This is a genomic window from Acidisphaera rubrifaciens HS-AP3 (assembly GCF_000964365.1).
Taxonomy (GTDB): Bacteria; Pseudomonadota; Alphaproteobacteria; order Acetobacterales; family Acetobacteraceae; genus Acidisphaera; species Acidisphaera rubrifaciens.
Window position 1 is genome coordinate 1 of sequence record NZ_BANB01001003.1, and the last position, 2,255, is coordinate 2,255.

Genomic DNA, 2,255 nt, shown 5'->3' on the forward strand with positions numbered 1-2,255 from the left:
GCGGGCGCGCGGCGCGGCGGCGGCCGACAGCGCGAGCGTGGCGGCGGAGCCCTGGAGCAGATGGCGGCGCCCGATCGTCATCGCGTGTCCCCCCTTTTGTGCCGCCGGCCCGCGCGGGGATCGCCCCGCCGGGCCGCCGGGTGCCGCACCGCCGCGTCAGACGCCGAGATACGTGTGCAGCTTGTCCATGTTCGCCTCGAGCGCGCCGTTGGGGATCATGTCGATCACCCGGCCGTGCTCCATCACGTAGTGCCGGTCCGCGACGGTCGCGGCGAAGCGGAAATTCTGTTCCACCAGCAGCACGGTGAAGCCGCGCTGCTTGATCTCGCGGATGGTCCGGCCGATCTGCTGCACGATCACCGGCGCCAGCCCCTCGGTCGGTTCGTCGAGCAGCAGCAGCTTGGCCCCGGTGCGCAGGATGCGGGCGATCGCCAGCATCTGCTGCTCACCGCCCGACAGCTTGGTGCCCTGCGCCGTGCCCGCGCGTTCGCGCAGGTTGGGGAACAGCGTGTAGATGGTCGGGATGTCGAGGCCGCCGGGGGCGACGATCGGCGGCAGCATCAGGTTTTCCGTCACCGAGAGCGAGGCGAAGATGCCGCGCTCCTCCGGGCAGATGGCGATGCCGGCGCGGGCCACCGCGTTGGACGACAGGCCGATCGTCTCCGCCCCGCGATAGCGGATGCTGCCCTCGCGCCGCGGCACGAGGCCCATGATCGACTTCATGGTGGTGGTCTTGCCGGCGCCGTTGCGGCCGAGCAGCGTGACGACCTCGCCTTCCCGCACCTCGAAATCGACGCCGTGCAGGATGTGGCTCTCGCCGTACCAGGCGTTCAGCCCGCGCACCTCAAGCATGGTCGGACCCCAGATAGGCGGCGATCACTTCGGGGTGGGCCGAGACGGTCGCATAGTCGCCCTCCGCCAGGATGCGGCCGCGCGTGAGCACGGTGATGCGGTCGCACAGCCCCTCCACCACCGACAGGTTGTGCTCCACCATCAGGATCGTCCGCCCGCCCCGGATGCGCCGGACAAGCTGCACGATGCGGTCCACGTCCTCGTGCGTCATGCCGGCGGTCGGCTCGTCGAGCAGCATCATCTCCGGCTCGAGCGCCAGCGTGGTGGCGATTTCCAGTGCCCGCTTGCGGCCATAGGACAGCTCGCCCGCCTGCGTATCGGCATAGCCGGTGAGGCCGACATCGAACAGCAGTTCGCGCGCGCGATCGTCATAGCGCGCCAGCGTGCGGTCGGACCGCCAGAAATCGAAGCTCGCGCCGCGCCCGCGCTGCAGCGCCATGCGCACGTTCTCGAGCGCGCTCAGATGCGGGAACACCGCCGAGATCTGGAAGCTGCGGACGAGGCCGAGGCGGGCCACCGCGGCGGGCGACATGCGGGTGATGTCGCGCCCCTTGAAGCGGATGCTGCCGCGCGTGGGCGCGAGGAACTTCGTGAGCAGGTTGAAGCAGGTCGTCTTGCCGGCGCCGTTCGGCCCGATCAGCGCGTGGATGGTGCCGGCCGCGACATGCAGGGACACGTCGTTGACCGCGACGAAGCCGCGGAACTCCCGTGTCAGCCCGGCGGTCTCCAGGATCGTGTCCGACACGCCCGGCCGTCTCCCCGTTGATTTGTCTATGGCGCGATGGATTTGCATATCGGCGCCCCCCGCGCAAGATTGTTTCCGGTTGAAGGAGGCATTGAATGAAACTGCGCACGCCGCTCTTCGCGCCCGGCGATTCGCCGCGCAAGGCCGAGAAGGCGATCGCCTCGGCCGCGGATTGCGTGATCCTCGATCTCGAGGACAGCGTCGCCGCGAGCGGCAAGGACGCGGCGCGCGCCCAGACGGTGGAAATCGTGCGGGCGCAGGCGGCGGCGCGCGCCCTGGTGGTGCGGGTCAATCCGCGCGACACGCCGTGGTACCTGCACGATCTGGCCGCCGTGGTGCCGGCCGGCCCGGCGGCGCTGATGCTGCCGAAATGCGCGGGCATCGACGATCTGCGCGTCCTGGACCACCAGATGGCGTGCTGGAGGCGGGCGCCGGCCTGCCGCCGGGGTCGATCGGCGTCATCGCCATCGTGACGGAGACCGCGGCCTCGGTCGCGGGCCTCGCGGGCTATGGCGGCGCGCCCTCCCGGCTGCGGGCGATCTGTTTCGGGGCCGAGGACCTGTCGGCCGATCTCGGCATCAGCCCGCGCCGGGAGGACGGCACCTATGCGCCGCCGGTCGCCGCCGCCCGCGCGGCCGTGCTGATCGCCGCCGCCGCC

The 2,255-nt window shown here is 71.2% G+C and carries 3 protein-coding genes and 1 pseudogene; 2 read left to right on the forward strand and 2 right to left on the reverse strand.

Annotated features, from left to right (window positions below; all coding sequences use genetic code 11):
• Positions 1-156 precede the first annotated feature (156 nt).
• Positions 157-852, reverse strand: coding sequence for an ABC transporter ATP-binding protein (locus B8460_RS19690; protein WP_048863332.1), 696 nt, complete (start codon positions 850-852; stop codon positions 157-159).
• Positions 845-1,597 carry an ABC transporter ATP-binding protein gene (locus B8460_RS19695; RefSeq protein ID WP_048863333.1) on the reverse strand — a complete coding sequence of 251 codons (753 nt, stop codon included), beginning with the start codon at positions 1,595-1,597 and terminating at the stop codon, positions 845-847. The genes B8460_RS19690 and B8460_RS19695 overlap by 8 nt, the downstream gene beginning before the upstream one ends.
• Positions 1,598-1,692: 95 nt before the next feature.
• Here B8460_RS19695 and B8460_RS19700 point away from each other — a divergent pair, with 95 nt between their 5' ends.
• Both B8460_RS19700 and B8460_RS19705 read left to right on the forward strand, forming a co-directional pair.
• Complete coding sequence (locus B8460_RS19700) at positions 1,693-2,070, forward strand: aldolase/citrate lyase family protein (RefSeq protein WP_052945320.1); 378 nt, start codon at positions 1,693-1,695, stop codon at positions 2,068-2,070.
• A pseudogene (locus B8460_RS19705) lies at positions 2,067-2,255 on the forward strand (HpcH/HpaI aldolase/citrate lyase family protein); the annotation flags it as partial. The gene B8460_RS19700 and the pseudogene B8460_RS19705, both read left to right, overlap by 4 nt.

What these genes read in the sequence shown, in the direction of transcription:
- B8460_RS19690 (WP_048863332.1), bottom strand. Translation starts at nt 852, where the DNA reads ATGCTTGAGGTGCGCGGGCTGAACGCCTGGTACGGCGAGAGCCACATC.
- B8460_RS19700 (WP_052945320.1), top strand. Translation starts at nt 1,693, where the DNA reads ATGAAACTGCGCACGCCGCTCTTCGCGCCCGGCGATTCGCCGCGCAAG.